A 15,651-nucleotide genomic window follows, 5' to 3' on the forward strand; every position below is an offset into this window, starting at 1 on the left:
GCTGGTCGGCTCTTCCGGTGCGATCCTTTCCTACATCATGTGCAAGGCGATGAACCGCTCCTTTGTCAGCGTGATCCTGGGCGGCTTCGGCGGCACCTCCGGTCCGGCGATGGAGATCGACGGCGAGCAGATCGCCATCGACGCCGACGGCGTGGCGGCGGCGCTGGAGGAGGCCGACAGCGTGGTGATCATCCCCGGCTACGGCATGGCGGTGGCGCAGGCGCAGCAGAACGTGGCCGAACTGACCCGCCGCCTGCGCGCGAAAGGCAAGACTGTGCGCTTTGCGATCCACCCGGTCGCAGGCCGCCTGCCGGGCCACATGAACGTGCTCTTGGCGGAGGCCAAGGTGCCCTACGACATCGTGCTGGAAATGGACGAGATCAACGAGGATTTCCCGGACACGGATGTGGCCATCGTGATCGGCTCCAACGACATCGTGAACCCTGCGGCGCAGGAGGACCCCAACTCCCCGATCGCGGGCATGCCGGTGCTGGAATGCTGGAAGGCGAAACAGGTCTTCGTCTCCAAACGCGGCCAGGGCACCGGCTATTCCGGCATCGAGAACCCGCTGTTCTTCAAGGAAAACACCCGCATGTTCTATGGCGATGCAAAGCAGAGCCTCGATACGCTGCTAAACCTCGTTGCGGCCTGAACACTCGAACGAAAAGGACTTGGACATGGATAATCAACTGAAGCGGCCGAACGCCATGGATGCCTACTGGATGCCGTTTACGGCCAACCGGCAATTCAAGCAGTCGCCGCGCATGGTCGCTGCCGCGGAGGGCATGTATTACACCACCACCGACGGGCGCAAGGTGATGGATGGCACCGCGGGCCTGTGGTGCGTCAACGCGGGCCACGCTGCGCCGCGCATCACCGAGGCGGTGCAGAAACAGGTGATCGAACTGGACTATGCGCCCGCCTTTCAGATGGGCCACCCCAAGGCGTTTGAGCTGGCCGCGCGGCTGGCGGAGCTGGCGCCGGGCGATCTGAACCATGTGTTCTTCACCAACTCCGGCTCGGAATCGGTGGAGACCGCACTGAAAATCGCGCTGGCCTATCACAAGGCCAAGGGCGAGCAGGGCCGCACCCGGCTGATCGGGCGCGAGAAGGGCTACCACGGGGTGAACTTCGGCGGCATCTCGGTCGGCGGCATCGTCAACAACCGCCGCCATTTCGGCAGCCTGCTGACGGGCGTCGACCACCTGCGCCACACCCATGATCCGGAGCGTAACGCCTTTACCAGGGGCCAGCCGGAGCATGGCGCGGAGCTGGCAGAGGACCTGGTGCGGCTGATCGAGCTGCACGGGGCGGAGACCATCGCCGCGGTGATCGTCGAGCCGATGGCAGGTTCCGCCGGGGTGATCCTGCCGCCCAAGGGCTACCTGCAGCGGCTGCGCGAGATCACCCGCGAGCATGGCATCCTCTTGATCTTCGACGAGGTGATCACCGCCTATGGCCGCCTGGGCCGGGCCTTTGGCGCGGATTACTACGGCGTCGAGCCGGATATGATCACCACCGCCAAGGGGCTGACCAACGGGGTGATCCCGATGGGCGCGGTGATGATCAGCAGCGCCATCCACGATGCCTTCATGACCGGCCCGGAGCATATGATCGAGCTGTTCCACGGCTATACCTACTCCGGCAACCCGGTGGCCTGCGCCGCGGCGCTGGCGGCGCTGGACACCTACCGCGAGGAGGAGCTGTTCGAGCGTGCGGCGGCGCTGGAGGACTATTGGTCCGATGCCCTGTTCAGCCTCCAGGGGATGCCGCATGTGAAGGATATCCGCTGCTCCGGCCTGGTCGGCGCGGTGGAGCTGGAGCCGGTTGCGGGGGTGCCCACCAAGCGCGCCTTCGACACCTACCTGCGCGCCTGGGACAAGGGGGCGCATCTGCGCACCACCGGCGACATCATCGCCATGTCGCCGCCGCTGATCATCGAAAAGACGGAAATCGACGAGCTGATCGGCATTCTGGCCGAATCGCTGGTCGCGTGAGGACCTGCCCCAGCCTTGCGCTCGAATGGCGCGCGGGGCAGGGGCGGCAAAGGGAGAGAGACATGAAAGACGTGCAAAGCAACGCCCGCATCAACGGCAGCCGCCTGTGGGACACGCTGATGGAGATGGCGCAGAAAGGCCCCGGCCTGCGCGGCGGATGCAACCGCCAGACGCTGACCGATGCCGACAAGGAAGGCCGCGACCTGTTCAAGCGCTGGTGCGAAGAATCCGGCATGACCGTCGGCGTCGACAGCATGGGCAATATGTTTGCCCGCCTGGAAGGCACCAATCCGGATCTGGATCCGGTGATGATGGGCAGCCATCTGGACACCCAGCCCACGGGCGGCAAATACGACGGTGTCCTCGGCGTGCTGGCAGGGCTTGAGGTGGTGCGCTCGATCCGCGATCAGGGCATCCGGACCCGCCGCCCCATTGTGGTGGTGAACTGGACCAATGAGGAAGGCACGCGGTTTGCCCCCGCGATGCTGTCCTCCGGCGTTTTTGCGGGCGTTCACACCCAGGACTGGGCCTATGCGCGCGAGGATGCGGACGGCAAGAAGTTCGGCGAGGAACTGGCCCGCATCGGCTACGCGGGCGACGAGCCGGTGGGCAACCGCAAGATGCACGCGATGTTCGAGCTGCACATCGAGCAGGGCCCCATTCTGGAGGCCGAGGGCAAGGATATCGGCGTCGTCACCCACGGCCAGGGCCTGAATTGGCTGCAGGTCACGCTGACGGGCCAGGAGGCGCACACCGGCTCCACCCCGATGCCGATGCGCCGCAATGCGGGCCTGGGGGCTGCGCGGATCACGACCCTGGTGCATGAGATCGCGATGAGCCACCAGCCGGATGCGGTCGGTGCCGTGGGCCACTGCGACTACTACCCCAACAGCCGCAACATCGTGCCGGGCAAGGTGGTCTTCACCATCGACTTCCGCTCGCCCAGCTTCGACACCCAGGCGGATATGGAGCGCCGCCTGCGCGAGGGTGCCGCGAAAATCGCCGAGGAGCTGGAACTGGGCCTGGAGATCGAGCAGGTCGGCCATTTCGACCCGGTGACATTCGACGAAAACTGCGTCTCCGCCGTGCGCCGCGCGGCTGAGCAGCTGGGCTATTCGCACCGCAACATCATCTCCGGCGCCGGCCATGATGCCTGCTGGATCAACAAGGTGGCGCCGACCGCCATGGTGATGTGCCCCTGTGTCGATGGCCTCAGCCATAACGAGGATGAGGAAATCAGCCGCGAATGGGCTGCGGCGGGAACGGATGTGCTCTTGCACGCCGTGCTGGAAACCGCAGAAGTCGTGGAGTGAAGACTATGACGACAAGAACCGTGATCAAGGGCGGCACCATCGTTGCCGCCGACCGCAGCTATGCCGCCGATGTCGCCATCGAGGATGGCAAGATCGTGCAGATCGGCACCAATCTGAATGGCGACAAGGTGCTGGACGCCGAGGGCTGCTATGTCATGCCCGGCGGCATCGACCCGCATGTGCATCTGGAGATGCCCTTTATGGGCACCCATTCGGCGGATGATTTTGAATCCGGCACCCGCGCGGGCCTTGCCGGCGGCACCACCATGGTGGTGGACTTCTGCCTGCCCACCCCCGGCCAGTCGATGCTGGAGGCGCTGGAGGCCTGGCACGCCAAGTCCAAACGCGCCTGCGCGGATTACTCCTTCCACATGGCAGTGACCTGGTGGAGCGAGCAAGTGTTTGACGAGATGCAGAAGGTCGTCGATCTGGGCATCAACTCCTTCAAGCACTTCATGGCCTACAAGGGCGCGCTGATGGTGGATGATGACGAGCTGTTTGACAGCTTCCGCCGCTGCGCCGCCCTTGGCGCGCTGCCGATGGTCCATGCGGAAAACGGCGACGTGGTGGCCACAATGCAGCAGAAGCTGCTGGCAGACGGCATCCGCGGCCCCGAAGGCCACGGGCTGTCGCGCCCGCCGGAGGTCGAGGGCGAAGCCACCAACCGCGCCATCATGATCGCAGACATGGCCGGCGTGCCGCTTTATGTCGTGCATACCTCCTGCGAGCAGGCGCATGAGGCGATCCGCCGGGCGCGCCAGAAAGGCATGCGCGTCTATGGCGAGCCGCTGATCCAGCATCTGGTGCTGGACGAAAGCGAATACCGCCACCCCAACTGGGACCACGCCGCGCAGCGGGTGATGTCGCCGCCGTTCCGCGACAAGGCGCATCAGGACAGCCTGTGGGCGGGTCTGCAGGCAGGTTCGCTGCAGGTGGTGGCGACCGACCACTGCGCCTTTACCGTGGATCAGAAACGCACCGGTATCGACGATTTCACCAAGATCCCGAACGGCACCGGCGGGCTGGAAGACCGGATGCCGGTGGTGTGGAGCGAGGGGGTGAACACCGGGCGGCTGACACCGAACGAGTTTGTGGCCGTGACCTCGACCAATATCGCGCGTATCCTCAACATATACCCGCGCAAAGGGGCGATCGTGGAAGGCTCCGACGCCGATCTGGTGGTGTGGGATCCGAAGAAATCCAAGGTGATCTCGCCCGAAACCCAGCAGTCGGTGGTGGAATACAACGTCTTCGCGGGCCGCGAGGTGACCGGCCTGCCGCGCTATACCCTCAGCCGCGGCGAACTGGCGGTGGACGACGGCACCGTCTGCGCCACCCCGGGACACGGGCGGTTCGTCGAGCGGCACGCGTTCCCCGAGGTCAACAAGGCGCTGTCCAAGTGGAAACAGCTCACCGCGCCGCGCCAGGTTGTGCGCTCGGCCGAGAACATGCCGGCCTGCGTCTGATCATGGTCCCCGGCGCAGGCCGGGGACTTTTGCATGTGCTGCCTGCCGCAGAAGCGGGCCGCAACAAAGCCAAATAACAGGGAGGAAACTCAAAATGGCTGATGTAACCAGCGGGTATTCCGCGTCCGGCGCCGACGCGCCGCCGCGGGTGGATCTGACCGGGATCGACCCCGAACTTTACAACGAGGACCAGCTGCCGACGACGGCGGCGGAACGCACCTGGGACTGGCTGGCAATTGCCGCGCTCTGGGTGGGCATGGTGGTCTGTATTCCGACCTACCTGCTGGCGTCCTACCTGATCGGCTCCGGCATGAGCTGGGATCAGGCGGTTATGACCATTCTGGCCGCCAACGCCATCGTGCTGATCCCGATGGTGCTGGTGGGCCATGCCGGCACCAAATACGGCATCCCCTTCCCGGTGCTCTTGCGCTCCTCCTTCGGGCCGACCGGCGCCAAGATCCCGGCCGTGGCCCGCGGTATCGTCGCCTGCGGCTGGTTCGGCATCCAGACCTGGGTCGGCGGCTCCGCGATCTTTGTGATCCTCAACACCCTGACCGGCGGTGCGCTGGCGGGCGAGGCGCTGCCGGTGCTGGGCATCAGCGCGGGCGAGTTCATCTGCTTCCTGGCCTTCTGGGCGCTGCATCTCTACTTCATCGCCAACGGCACCGAGTCGATCCGCTGGCTGGAGACCTATGCGGCCCCCTTCCTGCTGGCGATGGGCCTGGCGCTCCTGGCCTGGGCCTATGTCAACGCCGGCGGCTTCGGCGAGATGCTGTCCACCCCCAGCGCCTTTGATCCGGGCCAGCCGCAAGAGGGCCAGTTTTGGGTCGTCTTCTGGCCGAGCCTCACCGGCATGATCGGCTTCTGGGCGACGCTGGCGCTGAACATCCCCGACTTCACCCGCCACGCCAAAAGCCAAAAAGACCAGCTGGTGGGCCAATTGGTCGGCCTGCCGATCCCGATGGCGCTGTTTGCCTTCATCGCCTCCGCCGTGACCTCGGCCACCGTGGTGATCTATGGCGAGGCGATCTGGGATCCGATCCAGCTGTCTGAGAAGATGGGCGGGTTCTCGGTGATCATCGCGCTGTTTGCGCTGATCGTGGCGACCCTGACCACCAACCTGGCGGCCAACGTGGTGGCGCCTGCGCACGGGTTCTCGAACCTGGCGCCGAGCAAGATCAACCTCAAGCGCGGCGGCTATATCACCGCAGGTATCGGCATTGCCATGTTCCCCTGGGTTCTGGTGAACCACATCATCGGCTGGCTGATCGCCTATTCGGCGCTCTTGGGTCCGATCGCGGGCGTGATGCTGGCGGACTACTACCTGCTGCGCAAGACCAAGCTGGAAGTGGCTGACCTGTTCAAGATGAACGGCATCTATTCCGGCAGCAACGGCACCAACTGGGCCGGTGTCTGGGCGCTGGTGATCGGCATCCTGCCGAACCTGCCGGGCTTCCTGGCCGGTGTCGGCATCACTGCGGGCACCTCCGACTTCTTTGCCACGATCTACACCTACGCCTGGTTCGTGGGCCTGTTCGTGGCCGGCGCCGCCTATCTGGTGCTGTCGAAGATCCTGAACAAGTGACCTTTGGCCGGGGCGGTGCCTGCCGCCCCGGTTCCCCTTTCAGACAAGCGGAGCCCGCATGCCCAAAGCCTATTGGATTGCCCATGTCACCGTGACCGATCCGGATCCCTACAAACTCTACGCCGAAGGCGCGACGGAGGCGTTCAAGACATTCGGCGCCCGCGTTCTGGCCCGCGGCGGCGCCTGCGAGCAGATGGAGGGCGACGGCCATCCGCGTAACGTGGTGATCGAGTTCGACTCGATGGAGGCGGCGCTGAGCTGCTACAACTCGCCGCAATACCAGGCCGCCAAAGCGCACCGTGAGGGCGCGGGGCTGGCCAATATCGTGATCGTCGAAGGCGCGCCCGGCTAACCGGGCGTGCGCTTGCACCGGCTGCTTGCCGCCCTGCGTGACAGGGCGGGCAGGCCGCCGGTCAAGCCATTGTTTTCCTGATTAAATCCAGCTGCCCGGCTGTGCGCTGCTATGATCGCCCGGAAAAATTGTCAGCTGACAATGCCGTCAGCCCGGTTTGCGCCATGGCGATGCTCAGCTCTTCGCTCAGGGCCGCCCACAGCTGTTCCAGCCCTGCCTCCCCCCGTGCCGCAATGGCAAACTGCAAAATCCGCCCCAGGAAGGTGAAGTCCGCCCCGGCCGACAGCGCCTTCAGCACGTCCTCGCCCGACCGGAGGCCGCTGTCGTAGAACACCGGGAATTCCGGCCCCAGCGCGGCCCGGATTTTCGCGAGCATCTCTATCGGGGCCGGTGCCGCCTCCAGCTGCCGGGCGCCGTGGCTGGAGACCTGGATCGCGTCCACGCCCGCCGCCGCAAGGGCGCGCGCGTCCTCAACGTCCAGCACGCCCTTGATCACCAGCTTGCCGGGCCAGAGGTCGCGCAGCCGTGCCAGCGTGTCCCAGGTGGCGCGCGCCCGGCTTTCGGTGCGGTCGAAGTCATAGCCTTCCATCTGGAAATTCGCCATCACCGGCTTGCCCTTCAGCAGCGCCGTCAGCGACCAGCGCGGGTGCAGGGCAAAGTCGAGGAACTGCCGCGGGCCGATGCGGAACGGCATCTTGAAGCCATGGCGCAGCTCGCGCGGGCGGCGGCCGACCTCGGGCACGTCCACCGTCAGCACCAGGGTTTGATAGCCGGCCGCGCGGGCGCGCTCCGCCAGTTTGAAGGTGCCGCTGCCGTCGCCGCTGAAATAGAGCTGGAACCAGGCATAGCCCTCTGCCGCCTCCAGGATGGTCTCCAAAGGGGTCGAGGCAACGGTCGAGACCCCATGCGGCACCCGGTGGCGGGCGGCCAGCCGGGCCAGCATCAGGTCGGCGCCGGGGGCGGCGAGGTTGCACATGCCCATGGGGGCAATCCCGAAGGGGCGGTCCGCCTCGGCGCCGAAGACGCGGACCGCCAGCGAGCGGCGGCTGACATCGCGCAGGATGCGGGGCCGCAGGGTGATGGCATCCAGGGCCGCACGGTTGCGCGCCGCCCCGGTTTCCTGCCCGGCGGCCCCGTCGATATAGTCAAACACCATCCAGGGCAGCCGCCGCCGGGCCAGGCGGCGGGCGTCTTCGGCCGAATGGATGGCGCCTGCACCCATCAGCCGGCCACGGCCTTCATGAAGCGGTCGCGGATCACCACCGGGTCCATCGTGATCACCGGCATCTTGGCGTTGCCGCTGTCGCATTTGACCACCAGAACCGTCGCCTCGCCGCTGGCCAAAGCCTCCTCCAGCGCAGGGCCGGTGTCCTTGTCCTGCACCTCCACCACCCGGGCGCAGCCGGCGGCGCGGGCCATGCCGGCCAGATCGGTGCGCTGGCTGGTATAGGTCGGCTGATCGCCGGTGGAGCCATAGGAGCCGTTGTCGATGATCATCAGGATGTAGTTGCCGGGCGCGTTGTTGCCGATGGTGGGCAAGGTGCCGAGGTTGGTCAGGATCGAGCCGTCACCGTCGATCACGATCACCGGTTTCGGCTGCGCCAGCGCCAGCCCCAAGCCGATGGAGGACGCCAGCCCCATGGTGCCCAGCATGTAGAAATTGCTGGGCTGGTCGTCGATAGCGTGCAGCTCTTGCGACGGAATGCCGATGTTGCAGACCACCAGCTCGTTGCGCAGGATCGGCGCGATCTCTTTCAGGATTTCGGAACGGATCATTGGTCGCCATAGCCTCCCCAGAAATTGGCGTCGGTCAGGATGGCAACGGGCTTGTTGCACATGAAGGTGTATTTCAGGATGTTGTCGAACTCCTCGACATCTTTCTGCCAGTGAAAGTGGTAGGCGGGGATGTTGAGCTGCGCCAGGAGCGCCTTGGTATGCACCGCCATTTCGACCTGGCAGGCCACCGGCTCGCGCAGCTCGCCGCGGTAGGAGATCAGCATCGGCAGCGGCATCCGGTAGTACTGGATCAGCGTCGCCAGTGTGTTGATGGTCACTCCGATGGCAGTGTTCTGCATGATGATGGCCGGGCGCTTGCCGCCCATCCAGGCGCCGGCGCACAGCCCCATGCCCTCGTCCTCCTTGTTGGAGGGGATATGGAAGATGTCGTCGCGCTGGTCGATCTCCTCGATCACGCCGGCCAGCTGCTTGCAGGGCACGGTGGTGACGAAGGAGACGCCGTTGGCCGCCAGATCGTCAGCGATCCTCTTGTCGATATTCATGGTTGGTTGCCTTTGCTTCGGGTGTCTTGTTTCTCGGGGTCAGGAGGTGCGGCAGACATGCACGGCGCAGGGCGCGTGGCGGACCACGCGGGCGGCAGTCGAGCCGAGGAAAAAGTCGCTGAGGCCCGGTTTGTGGGAGCCGACGACGATGCAGTCCATGCCGTGCTGCTGCGCGTATTCGACGATGGCGCGGTAGGACCGGCCCTTGACGATCTCCGCCGTGACATTGGCGTGGCCTGCGGTTTTCAGGGCCAGCGCCTCGCGGGCCTTGTCAAAGCCGTCGCGCACGGTGTCTTCGTCCAGGTAGGCGGTGACCGAACTGTGCGGCGGCTCATAGACATGCAGCGCGGTGATCTGCCCGCCGGGGTTGCACAGGGTGGCGGCGGCCTTGAGCGTTGTTCCGGACACCCCGTGATCCAGGGCCATGGGAACCAGGATATTGTCATACATCGTTGCTCTCCGTTTGTTAGGGGCGCGGGCTCAGGCCCAGGGGTCGAGGATGATCTTGGGTGCCGCCACCGCGCCGCTGCGCAGGTCGCGGAAGGCAGCGGCGCCGTCCGACAGCGGCCGTGTTTCGGGCCAGTCCAGCGGGCCGAGGCGGCCGTCAAAGATGGCCTGCGCGGTGTCGCGGAAATCCTGCGCGGTGTAGGTGTAGGTGCCGATAAAGGTGATCTCCTGCAGGGTCATGCGGCGGATGTCCAAGCCGCCCGCATCCTCGCCCAGCCCGGCATGGGCTATCACCCCGCCGGGCGCGGCAGCGGCAGAGGCGGCGGCGCGGGTGGCGGCATAGCCCACTGCGTCCACCACCAGCGGCACCATGCCCTGAAACTCCGCCACCGCCTGCTGACTGCAGCGGTCCGCCAGAAAGGCCCGGCGCGCGGCGTTGGGTTCCTGGACCGTGACGTCCTCCACCCCCATCGCGCGCAGCGCCAGCGCCGCCGCCAGCCCGATGGCACCGCCGCCGATCACCAGCGCGCGGCGTTCGGTGTCCGGGTGCAGCGCCTCCAGCGCCAGCCGGGCGGCGTGCCAGCTGACCGCCAGCGGCTCGGCCAGCGCGGCCTTTGCCAGCGGTACCGCGTCCGGCACGGTGACAAGATTGCGCTCCGGCATTGCCACGAACTGGGCGAAGGCGCCCTCGCGCGGGGGCATGGAGATGATTTGGCGGCTGGCGCAGAGGTTTTCGCGCCCCGACGCGCAGGCCGGACAGCTGCCGCAGGTCACCAGCGGGTTGATGGTCACCCGGCGGCCTGCCTGCGGCCCGTCCTCTACCACCCCCGCGGCCTCATGCCCCAGGATCAGTGGCGCGGGCCGGCGGTTGTCATGGCCCAGATAGGCGTGCATGTCGGAGCCGCAGATGCCGGAGGCATGAATGCGGATCAGCTGCTCGCCCGGCCGGCCCGCGGCCATCGGCACATCGCGGACCGAAAGCGTCTCAACCCCTTCATAAACCAAGGCTTTCATTTCGCGGTGAACCCCCCGTCAACCATCAGGATTTGCCCGGTAACATAGGCCGAAGCCTCGGAGCACAGGAACAGAAGCGGCCCGTCGAGATCCTCCAGCCGGCCGTTGCGGCCGATGCAGGTCTGCGCGGCGTTGCGGGCGGCGCGGGCGTCATCCTCGAACACCGCCTGGGTCAGTTCGGTCGGGAAGAACCCCGGGCCGATCGCGTTGGCGGTGATGCCGTGGGGCGACCAGGCCTCTGCCATGGCGCGGGTCAGCTGGCCGATCCCGCCCTTGCTGGCGCCATAGGCGATGCCGCCGGGAAAGGCGCGGGTAGTCTGGAGCGAGGCGAAATTGACGATCCGCCCCCAGCCCCTCGCCTTCATCGCAGGCACCAGCGCCTGGCTGAGGAAGAAGGGCGCCGAGAGGTTCAGCGCCAGGGTGCGGTCCCAGCCTTCCGTGGTCACCTCATCCGCAGGCTGCCGCGTGTTGACGCCGGCCGCGTGGATCAGGATGTCCGGCGCGCCGAAGGGGGCCGCGACGGTGTCCCGCAGTGCCTCCATCGCGCTGCGGTCCGCCACATCCGCGACTGCGTAAGCCGCGCTTGGTCCGATTTCTGCACAAAGGCTTTCCAGCGCCTCCGCCCGGCGCGCCACCGCAACCACCTGCGCCCCGGCGGCGGCCAGCGCGATGGCCGCGCGCCGCCCCAGCCCGGAGCTGGCGCCGGTGATGCAGGCGGTGCGGCCCGTCAGATCGAACAGGGCGCGCGGGTCAGCCATTGGCGGTCAGGTCAAAGGTTTCGTCCGGGAAATACTTGGCCAGCCGCACATCGGCGGCGCGGGCGTGGCCCTCCATCCCTTCCAGCCGGGCGATCCGGGCGGTGGCCTCCGCCACCGGTTTCGAGCCTTCGCGGGTGGCGCGCTGCCAGGTGACGATCTTCATGTATTTGTGAACGCTGAGGCCGCCAGTATAGCTGGCTGCGCGTGAGGTCGGCAGCACGTGGTTGGTGCCCGCCGCCTTGTCCCCGTAAGAGACCGTGGTCTCCTCGCCCAGAAACAGCGAGCCGTAGCAGGTCAGCTGCTCCAGCCACCAGTTCAGATCCTCTGCCTGGACGGTCAGATGCTCGGGCGCGTATTCGTCGGAACAGGCCGCCATATCCTCGCGGTCTTTGCACAGGATCACTTCGGCATAGTCGCGCCAGGCGGCGGCGGCGTTCTCGCGGTTCACCTCAGGCAGGTCGTCGATCAGCCCCGGCACCAGCCGCATGACTTCCTCGGCCAGGGCGCGATCATCGGTCACCAGCCAGACCGGCGAGTTATAGCCATGCTCGGCCTGGCTTACCAGATCGGTGGCGACGATATGGGCGTCGGCGGTGCTGTCGGCCAGGATCAGGCTGTCGGTCGGGCCTGCGATCATGTCGATGCCGACGCGGCCGAACAGGATGCGCTTGGCCTCCGCCACGAACTGGTTGCCGGGGCCGACCAGGATATTGGCCTTGGGCAGGCCGAAGAGGCCGAATGTCATGGCCGCAACCCCCTGCACGCCGCCCATCGCCATGATCTGGTCCGCGCCGCAGATATGGGCGGCATAGACGATGGCGGGGGCCACGCCGGTGCCCGGGCGCGGCGGCGAGCACGCGGTGATGTGCTTGCAGCCCGCCACCTTGGCGGTGGTCACGGTCATTATGGCGCTGGCGATATGGCTGTAGCGCCCGCCCGGCACATAGCAGCCCGCCGCATCCACCGGGATCACCTTCTGCCCGGTGATGAAGCCGGGGCAGATTTCGGTTTCCACGTTCTGCATCGTGCTCTTCTGCAGTTCGGCAAAGCGGCGCACATTGTCATGGGAAAACCGGATATCGGCCTTGAGCTTCTCCGGCACCAGGGCGCAGGCGGCTTCGATCTCCTCTGCCGTCAGCAGCACGTTGCCCTCGTAGCGGTCAAACTTGGCCGCGTATTCCAGCGCCTTGGCGTCGCCGCCGGCCTCGATGTCGTCCAGGATGCCCTGCACGGTCTTGTGGGTCTCAGACGCATCCGACTTGGGGGTCAGGGCAGCCTTTTTCAGGTATTCACGGGTCATTTTCAGGGGGTCCTACTTGTAGATGTCAGGAAGCAGCGTGGTCGAGATCGGCGGGATGTAGGCGATCAGCAGCACCACGATCAGCATGGTCAGAACAAAGGGGATGGCACGGGCGGCGATCTTGAGGATGGACTCGCCGGTGATGCCGGAGACGACGAACAGGTTCAGGCCCAGCGGCGGGGTGATGAAGCCGACCCCCAGCGCGGTGATCATCATGATGCAGAACTGGATTTCGTTCATGCCGATGTTGTCGGCGAGCGGCTTCAGGATCGGTGCCAGGATCACGATATTGGGGGTCGTTTCCATCACGCAGCCGGCGGCGATCAGGATGCAGATCATCAGCAGGATCAGCACCGAGGGGTCATCGGTCAGCCCGGTCACCGCGGCCACAAACCCCTGCGGCACGCCCATGATCGCCAGCGCCTCGGCCAGCGGCGCGGAGAAGGCGATGATCGGCAGGATCACCCCGTTCACCTTGGCAGAGCTGACCAGCATCGCCGGGAAATCCGAGAGCTTGAGGGTGCCCAGGATGAAGCCCATCAGGATGGTGACGACCACCGCCGTGGCGCCGGCCTCTGTCGGGGTCAGGCGGCCGGAGAAGATGCCGTAGAAGATGATCCCCGGCACGATGAAGGCATACCAGCCGGATTTCAGCGAATGCCCCAGGTTGCCCAGCCATTCACCGAACCCCATGTTGCCGCCGGTCTCATAAGTATAAAGCCGGTTCATGATGATATTGGTGACCAGGATCGACACCAGAATGGCAATCCCCGGGATCAGCGCGGCCAGGAACAGGGTGGAGGCGGAAATGCCCAGCACCAGGCCGATGATGATATAGGCGATGGAGGGCGGGATCAGGATGCCGGTGCAGGCACCCGCCGCGACCAGCGCGCAGGCATAGGGGCGGGGGTAGCCGCTTTCGACCAGCCGGGCGATGGTCATCCGCCCGACGGCGGCAGCGCCGGCGGCGTCAGAGCCGGAGATCGCCGCGAACATGCCGCAGACCAGCACCGTGGCAGAGCCGAAGCCGCCCCGCGTCCAGCAGGTCAGCGCCTCTGCCACATCGAGGAATTTCTTGCTGAGGCCGGTGCGCACCAGCACGTCGCCGGTCAGGATGAACAAGGGCACCGCGGTCAGCGCAAAGGCGTCGATGCCGGTGAACAGGCTTTCGCCGATGGCGCTGAGCGGCAGGTCGCCCGACATCACCAGCATGGTGATCGCCGCCGCCCCGATTGCGGCCCAGACCGGCACCGCCAGCGCAATCAGCGCCACGAACATGATTACCGGCAGGTAGAAATCCCAGCCCAGTTCGACCGTTTGGTTGAGTGTGTTCCACAGCATCGCTTAAGGCCCCTCAATCAAACAGCTTGTCGCCTTCGAAGACGGGAGTGCCGTCACGAAGGCTGCGCCAGTCGCGCAGGAAGGATTGCAGCAGGCGCCAGACCATCAGGGTGAACCCGGCGGGCACCGCCATCAGGAACCACACCATCGAAACCCGCAGCCCGTGGCTGACCGATCCGAATTTGGCGGAGACCAGAACCGTCTCGAACGACCAGTAGAGCGCGACCAGGGCCACGATGAACATCACCAGATCGCCGAAGATGTAGAGCAGCGCCTTGGGCCGGGGGCCGAGGTAGTGCATCAGCACATCAATGCGGATATGCGCGCGCTCCTTGACCGCGGCGGCGGCACCGATCCAGGCCAGGTAGATGAAGGAATAGCGGACGATCTCCTCGCCCCAGATCGAGGAGAAGGCAAACAGCTCGCGCCGGATCACCTCGATCGCCATGGTGATGACCAGCATCACGTAGAACACCAGGAGCAGCCAGCGCTCCGCGTTCTTGTCTATCGTTCGCAGGATCTTCATCGCTGTTCCCGGGGTTCAGGCACGCCCCCGCAGCCAGCCCGGCGGGCTGCTGCAGAAGCGGCGGTTTCGGTGGCGGGCGGCGGCCGGTGTCCGGCGCGCGCCCCTGCAGCGGTCAGGCGTCGTGGACGAAGTATTTGCCCTGGGTGCCTGCGGCCTCCTCCAGCTTGGCGAAATTGTCCATCGACCCGGCCAGCTCTGTCTTGAAGGAATCCCATTCGCTGCGCTGGTAGCCGCCGGCCTCCTTCCACTCCGCCAGCTGGTCATCGCTGAGCGAATGAAACTCGACGCCTGCCTTGGTCAGTTCCGCCATTGCATAGGCGCGGGCGGAGGGCACCTTGGACAGGTTCTGATGCGCGGTCATCTCCGACCCCCAGATCACGCCCTCCTGCACATTGGCGGGCAATGAGTTGAACCATTCCAGATTGCAGGAATAGACCTGGCTGTCCGGCACCGCCTGGGTGAAGGTCACATGGCTGAGGATGTCCTTGAAACCAAAGACATAGAGCGCCCCGACCGAGGGGTCGAGCGCATCCGCCACCCCCTGCTTGATCGCTGAGGGTGTTTCGCCCCAGGCCACCGGTGTCGGGTTGGCGCCGACCATGCGGTAATACTGCTGCAGCATTTTCGAGCCCGGCACCCGGAATTTCACCCCCGACATGTCGCCGGGTGACATCACCGCGTTGCCGCCCTTGCGCACCGCCACCACACGGGGGTCGATGTTCACATAAAACAGCGCCTTGAAGCCGGCGGCCTCGACCTTGGGGTGGACTTCGGCAGCCCAGAAGTCAGAGTTCACCAGATTGGTGAAACGCTGGTTGGAGCCGCAGAGATAGGGCATGTTGATCAGGTCAACGGTGGAGGCGAAGGGCGCGAAGTTCGACAGCGAATGCTGCGCCGCCTGGATGGTGCCGCCCTGCACCTTCTGCACCAATGCGCCGCCCGCGCCGAGCTGGCCGCCGGGGGCGAGCTTGACGTAGATCTTGCCGTTGGTGGCGTTCTGGATGTTTTCCTTCAGGTCCAGCTGCATGATCGGATAGCTGCGGGAGGCGCCGAGCACATAAGCGGTCGCCACGGTCATGATATGCTCCGCCGCGCGCTCGCGCTCTTTCTCTTCCTTGGCAGTCTGCGCGGCGGCCTCCGATGACCACAGAACGCCGCCCGCACCCGCCACCAGCGCCGCGGTGAAGGAGCCGGTTGAGGCCAGTTTCAGAAAATTGCGGCGCTCCGCAGATTTGGGGCCATCCTTGTCAGTCGTCATTGTCTTCCTCCCTTG

At 65.8% G+C, this 15,651-nt stretch carries 16 protein-coding genes; 6 read left to right on the forward strand and 10 right to left on the reverse strand.

Going from position 1 to position 15,651, the window contains the following annotated elements; all coding sequences use genetic code 11:
- The 6 genes from PHA8399_RS13420 to PHA8399_RS13445 all read left to right on the forward strand — a co-directional run.
- The coding region (locus PHA8399_RS13420; protein WP_145977041.1) for an NAD(P)(+) transhydrogenase (Re/Si-specific) subunit beta at nt 1-652 on the forward strand (652 nt) is incomplete at its 5' end.
- Between the two features lie 25 nt (nt 653-677).
- Nucleotides 678-1,997: an omega-aminotransferase AptA gene (aptA, locus tag PHA8399_RS13425; protein ID WP_058286644.1), complete on the forward strand. Its 1,320-nt coding sequence runs from the start codon at nt 678-680 to the stop codon at nt 1,995-1,997.
- A 62-nt stretch (nt 1,998-2,059) separates the two neighbouring features.
- Nucleotides 2,060-3,310 carry a Zn-dependent hydrolase gene (locus tag PHA8399_RS13430; protein ID WP_058286645.1) on the forward strand — a complete coding sequence of 417 codons (1,251 nt, stop codon included), beginning with the start codon at nt 2,060-2,062 and terminating at the stop codon, nt 3,308-3,310.
- Between the two features lie 5 nt (nt 3,311-3,315).
- Nucleotides 3,316-4,776, forward strand: a complete 1,461-nt coding sequence (gene hydA / locus PHA8399_RS13435; RefSeq protein ID WP_058286646.1) for a dihydropyrimidinase — start codon at nt 3,316-3,318, stop codon at nt 4,774-4,776.
- A gap of 94 nt (nt 4,777-4,870) precedes the next feature.
- Nucleotides 4,871-6,361, forward strand: coding sequence for an NCS1 family nucleobase:cation symporter-1 (locus tag PHA8399_RS13440; protein ID WP_058286647.1), 1,491 nt, complete (start codon nt 4,871-4,873; stop codon nt 6,359-6,361).
- Nucleotides 6,362-6,419: 58 nt separating this feature from the next.
- Entirely contained in the window at nt 6,420-6,713 is a 294-nt protein-coding gene (locus PHA8399_RS13445) for a DUF1330 domain-containing protein (protein ID WP_058286648.1), read from the forward strand.
- Nucleotides 6,714-6,822: 109 nt separating this feature from the next.
- Here the strand turns inward: PHA8399_RS13445 and PHA8399_RS13450 are convergent, their stop codons facing one another.
- From PHA8399_RS13450 to PHA8399_RS13495, 10 genes are all read right to left on the reverse strand, one after another.
- The gene (locus PHA8399_RS13450) at nt 6,823-7,935 is read right to left on the reverse strand and encodes an alpha-hydroxy acid oxidase (RefSeq protein WP_058286649.1); all 1,113 of its coding nucleotides are present in this window, start codon (nt 7,933-7,935) and stop codon (nt 6,823-6,825) included.
- Nucleotides 7,935-8,489, reverse strand: a complete 555-nt coding sequence (gene comE, locus PHA8399_RS13455) for a sulfopyruvate decarboxylase subunit beta (protein WP_058286650.1) — start codon at nt 8,487-8,489, stop codon at nt 7,935-7,937. Before comE ends, PHA8399_RS13450 begins: the two co-directional genes overlap by 1 nt.
- Nucleotides 8,486-8,992 (reverse strand): sulfopyruvate decarboxylase subunit alpha, encoded by a 507-nt coding sequence (gene comD, locus PHA8399_RS13460; RefSeq protein WP_058286651.1) that lies wholly within the window; start codon nt 8,990-8,992, stop codon nt 8,486-8,488. The genes comE and comD overlap by 4 nt, the downstream gene beginning before the upstream one ends.
- A 39-nt stretch (nt 8,993-9,031) precedes the next feature.
- A complete protein-coding gene (locus tag PHA8399_RS13465; RefSeq protein ID WP_058286652.1) occupies nt 9,032-9,442 on the reverse strand; it encodes a universal stress protein in 411 nt (136 codons plus the stop codon).
- A 30-nt stretch (nt 9,443-9,472) separates the two neighbouring features.
- A complete protein-coding gene (locus tag PHA8399_RS13470; protein ID WP_058286653.1) occupies nt 9,473-10,453 on the reverse strand; it encodes an alcohol dehydrogenase catalytic domain-containing protein in 981 nt (326 codons plus the stop codon).
- Nucleotides 10,450-11,211 (reverse strand): SDR family NAD(P)-dependent oxidoreductase, encoded by a 762-nt coding sequence (locus tag PHA8399_RS13475; protein WP_058286654.1) that lies wholly within the window; start codon nt 11,209-11,211, stop codon nt 10,450-10,452. Before PHA8399_RS13475 ends, PHA8399_RS13470 begins: the two co-directional genes overlap by 4 nt.
- Nucleotides 11,204-12,511, reverse strand: coding sequence for a histidinol dehydrogenase (gene hisD / locus PHA8399_RS13480; RefSeq protein WP_058286655.1), 1,308 nt, complete (start codon nt 12,509-12,511; stop codon nt 11,204-11,206). Before hisD ends, PHA8399_RS13475 begins: the two co-directional genes overlap by 8 nt.
- A 12-nt stretch (nt 12,512-12,523) precedes the next feature.
- A complete protein-coding gene (locus PHA8399_RS13485; RefSeq protein ID WP_058286656.1) occupies nt 12,524-13,852 on the reverse strand; it encodes a TRAP transporter large permease in 1,329 nt (442 codons plus the stop codon).
- Nucleotides 13,853-13,865: 13 nt separating this feature from the next.
- Nucleotides 13,866-14,378: a TRAP transporter small permease gene (locus PHA8399_RS13490; RefSeq protein WP_058286657.1), complete on the reverse strand. Its 513-nt coding sequence runs from the start codon at nt 14,376-14,378 to the stop codon at nt 13,866-13,868.
- A gap of 112 nt (nt 14,379-14,490) precedes the next feature.
- Nucleotides 14,491-15,636, reverse strand: coding sequence for a TRAP transporter substrate-binding protein (locus PHA8399_RS13495; RefSeq protein ID WP_058286658.1), 1,146 nt, complete (start codon nt 15,634-15,636; stop codon nt 14,491-14,493).
- Nucleotides 15,637-15,651 lie beyond the last annotated feature (15 nt).

The sequence above is a fragment of the Leisingera aquaemixtae genome, from assembly GCF_001458395.1.
GTDB classification, from domain to species: domain Bacteria; phylum Pseudomonadota; class Alphaproteobacteria; order Rhodobacterales; family Rhodobacteraceae; genus Leisingera; species Leisingera aquaemixtae.

What these genes read in the sequence shown, in the direction of transcription:
- PHA8399_RS13465 (WP_058286652.1), bottom strand. Translation starts at nt 9,442, where the DNA reads ATGTATGACAATATCCTGGTTCCCATGGCCCTGGATCACGGGGTGTCC.
- comD (WP_058286651.1), bottom strand. Translation starts at nt 8,992, where the DNA reads ATGAATATCGACAAGAGGATCGCTGACGATCTGGCGGCCAACGGCGTC.
- PHA8399_RS13485 (WP_058286656.1), bottom strand. Translation starts at nt 13,852, where the DNA reads ATGCTGTGGAACACACTCAACCAAACGGTCGAACTGGGCTGGGATTTC.
- PHA8399_RS13450 (WP_058286649.1), bottom strand. Translation starts at nt 7,935, where the DNA reads ATGGGTGCAGGCGCCATCCATTCGGCCGAAGACGCCCGCCGCCTGGCC.
- PHA8399_RS13445 (WP_058286648.1), top strand. Translation starts at nt 6,420, where the DNA reads ATGCCCAAAGCCTATTGGATTGCCCATGTCACCGTGACCGATCCGGAT.
- hisD (WP_058286655.1), bottom strand. Translation starts at nt 12,511, where the DNA reads ATGACCCGTGAATACCTGAAAAAGGCTGCCCTGACCCCCAAGTCGGAT.
- PHA8399_RS13470 (WP_058286653.1), bottom strand. Translation starts at nt 10,453, where the DNA reads ATGAAAGCCTTGGTTTATGAAGGGGTTGAGACGCTTTCGGTCCGCGAT.
- comE (WP_058286650.1), bottom strand. Translation starts at nt 8,489, where the DNA reads ATGATCCGTTCCGAAATCCTGAAAGAGATCGCGCCGATCCTGCGCAAC.
- PHA8399_RS13430 (WP_058286645.1), top strand. Translation starts at nt 2,060, where the DNA reads ATGAAAGACGTGCAAAGCAACGCCCGCATCAACGGCAGCCGCCTGTGG.
- PHA8399_RS13495 (WP_058286658.1), bottom strand. Translation starts at nt 15,636, where the DNA reads ATGACGACTGACAAGGATGGCCCCAAATCTGCGGAGCGCCGCAATTTT.
- PHA8399_RS13490 (WP_058286657.1), bottom strand. Translation starts at nt 14,378, where the DNA reads ATGAAGATCCTGCGAACGATAGACAAGAACGCGGAGCGCTGGCTGCTC.
- PHA8399_RS13440 (WP_058286647.1), top strand. Translation starts at nt 4,871, where the DNA reads ATGGCTGATGTAACCAGCGGGTATTCCGCGTCCGGCGCCGACGCGCCG.
- hydA (WP_058286646.1), top strand. Translation starts at nt 3,316, where the DNA reads ATGACGACAAGAACCGTGATCAAGGGCGGCACCATCGTTGCCGCCGAC.
- aptA (WP_058286644.1), top strand. Translation starts at nt 678, where the DNA reads ATGGATAATCAACTGAAGCGGCCGAACGCCATGGATGCCTACTGGATG.
- PHA8399_RS13475 (WP_058286654.1), bottom strand. Translation starts at nt 11,211, where the DNA reads ATGGCTGACCCGCGCGCCCTGTTCGATCTGACGGGCCGCACCGCCTGC.